At 73.6% G+C, this 2,738-nt stretch carries 4 protein-coding genes; all 4 read right to left on the bottom strand.

What is annotated here, in order from left to right:
- The coding region (locus ACWEN3_RS44750; protein WP_452983966.1) for a DUF5336 domain-containing protein at window positions 1–698 on the bottom strand (698 nt) is incomplete at its 3' end.
- An 83-nt stretch (window positions 699–781) separates the two neighbouring features.
- Window positions 782–1,732, bottom strand: coding sequence for an N-acetylmuramoyl-L-alanine amidase (locus ACWEN3_RS44745; protein WP_452983963.1), 951 nt, complete (start codon window positions 1,730–1,732; stop codon window positions 782–784).
- 22 nt (window positions 1,733–1,754) lie between these two features.
- Window positions 1,755–2,408, bottom strand: a complete 654-nt coding sequence (locus tag ACWEN3_RS44740) for a class I SAM-dependent methyltransferase (protein ID WP_452983960.1) — start codon at window positions 2,406–2,408, stop codon at window positions 1,755–1,757.
- 96 nt (window positions 2,409–2,504) lie between these two features.
- Window positions 2,505–2,738 (bottom strand): carboxypeptidase-like regulatory domain-containing protein (locus ACWEN3_RS44735; protein ID WP_452983958.1); only part of this gene is annotated, 234 nt, incomplete at its 5' end.

Raw genomic sequence — 2,738 nt, 5'->3', positions numbered from 1 at the left:
TACCCGGGGCCCGGCGCCAGTTCGGCGATCGGGTTCGGCGAGCCGTCCTCCGGGAACAGCGGCCGGGTCGCCGGCACCGCGAACCAGAACGGCGAGAAGTCCTGGGCGGCGGGCTGCGGCGCCGGGGCGCCCTGAGCGGCCGGCGGCTGCTGCGCGAACGGCTGGCCCGGCTGCGGCTGGGCGCCGTACGGCTGCTGCGGCTGGGCGCCCGGGTAGCCGTAACCACCGGGCGGCTGGGCGCCGTAGGGCTGCGGGGCGACCGGCTTGGGGGCCGGGATCAGCGCGGCCTGCAGGGCGGGGACCAGGGGGGTGGCGACGGCGGCGGCGGCGAGGACGAGGGCCGCGATGAACCCGAGGATGAGGCCGGCGCCGGCGTCGATGTGGTCGGGAACGTCCACCAGGGTCCAGAAGAGGGTCCACGCGGAGAGGATCGCGAACCCGGTGCCCACCATGCCGAGGTCGAGACCGGCCACCTTGCGCTGCTGTTCGGGCAGGCAGCGGTTGAGGACGATCAGCGCGGCACCGATGACGGCCCCCATGTACGTGCCGAGGCCCGTCCCAAGGTTGTCCCACACGCTCTGGCTGTCCGAGAAGCCGGAGACCGAGTAGGAGTAGAGCTTGAGGAACGACGCGATGAACAGCAACACCGCTGCTCCGATCACCACGCCGTCGCCTCTAGTGAGGGAGCGGATGTTCACTTCAGGTCCTTCGTAAGTCGTCTCGTCGTCGGTAGACACTACCGTCCACAAGATCCGGCCGTACGGCCGGTTCCGCCCGCCGGTCACGACCTGCGCAGGAAACCCACGATTCCCTCAGAGATCCCCTGCGCGGCCTTCTGCCGCCAGGCGCCGCTGGTCAGCAGTGCCGCGTCCTTGCTATCGCGCATGTTGCCGCACTCGATGAACACCTTGGGAACCGTTGACAGATTGAGACCGCCCAGGTCCGTGCGCGTGACGAGACCGGTGCCGTGGCCGAGGTAGTTGGAGGGGGGCTCGCCGGTCTCGCGCAGGAACGTGCCGGCGATACGGGTGCCGAGGTCGCGGGAGGGGCCGACGATGGGCCGGGTGTCGGCGGCGCCCGCGTGCACGGAACCCGGCAGGATCACATGGAAGCCGCGGTTGCCCTCCGCGGAGCCGTCGGCGTGGATGGAGATGGCCGCGTCGGCGTGCGCGGTGTTGCCGATCCGCGCCCGCTGGTCCACGCACGGCCCCCAGGCCGGGCTGTTCCCGTCGTGGGTCAACCGCACCGTGGCGCCCTGCTGTTCCAGGATCGTGCGCAGCCGGTGCGCCACGTCGAGCGTGAACCGGGCCTCGCTGTAACCGGCGTTGGTGGACGTCCCGGTGGTGTCGCACTCCTTGCGGTTGGTCCCGATGTCCACCTGGCGGTTGATCTCGGCCGTGTGCCGGAAGTTGCCCGGGTTGTGCCCGGGGTCGATGACGATCACCTTGCCCCTGAGCGGGCCCGTGCCGAGGGGCGTCGGCTCCCCGGCGGGCGCCTTGCCGTCGTCGCCGGGGGAGGCGGACCGCGCCGAGGACGGCGACGAGGCCGCCGAGGTGCCCGCGGGCGAGGCGGAGACGGTGCGGCCGGAGTCTCCCGGACCGCCGCCCACCGCCTCGTACACCAGCCAGCCGAGCAGCGCGCCCGGCACCAGCGCGGCGAGCGCCACGGTGAGCGGGCCGCGCCGGGGACGGCGCGGCTGCGGGGGTTCGAACTCCGGGCCTAGGTACGACACGTCTGCGACTCTAACCGGGACCTCAGATCCCCGCTCCCGTTCGCCGCAGGACACGCAGCGAGCCGGTCATCCCGACCTCGGTGAACGCACCGGACCCCAGGGCCCGCAGGTACACCCGGTAGGGCGCCTGCCCGGTGAACTCGTCCTCGGGGTGCGGGAAGACGTCGTGGATGACGAGGAGGCCCCCCTCGGCCACGTGCGGCGCCCAGCCCTCGTAGTCGGCGCCGGCGTGCTCGTCCGTGTGGCCGCCGTCGACGAAGACGAGGCCGAGCGGGGACCGCCAGATCGCCGCGATCTGCGGGGAACGGCCCACGAGGGCGACCACGTGCTCCTCCAGGCCCGCCCGGAACAGCGTCCGGCGGAAGGCGGGGAGCGTGTCCATCAGACCGACCTCGGGGTCGACGGTCTCCGGGTCGTGGTAGTCCCAGCCCGGCTGCTGCTCCTCGCTGCCCCGGTGGTGGTCGACGGTCAGCGCGCTCACCCCGGCGGCGCGGGCCGCGTCCGCGAGCAGCACGGTGGAACGCCCGCAGTACGTGCCGACCTCCAGCAGCGGCAGCCCCAGCCGCCCGGCCTCCACGGCGGCCGCGTACAGCGCCAGCCCCTCGTCCACGGGCATGAACCCCTTGGCCGCCTCGAACGCGGCCAGGATCTCGGGCTTGGGTGCGGCGGCGGGCATGGAGCGCCTTTCGGTCGTACGACTGTCCGACGCCCATGCTGCCGCACCCCCGGTCACCAGGGTGACCGGGGGTGCGTTCCCCAGGGGCGACGGCCCCTACGCGCTGACGGTCTCCCCAGGCAGCGAGAGGTCCAGATCGACCGCCCGCTCGTCACCGGAGTGCGTCGCGGCGGAGGCGCGCGGCCCATGGCCGGAGGCCTTCGCCGCGAGCACGTACGCCCCCTGGGCCGGCACGGCGAGCGCGTACGTGCCGTCCTCGCCGGAGACGGCCGACCCCGCCTGCCGCCCCCGCCGGTCGATCAGCGTGACCTTGGCGCGGGCGACCGGGAC

The organism is Streptomyces sp. NPDC004561, assembly GCF_053602155.1.
Note: the sequence above shows the minus strand (reverse complement) of the source record. Positions and strands in the feature narration are given on the sequence as shown.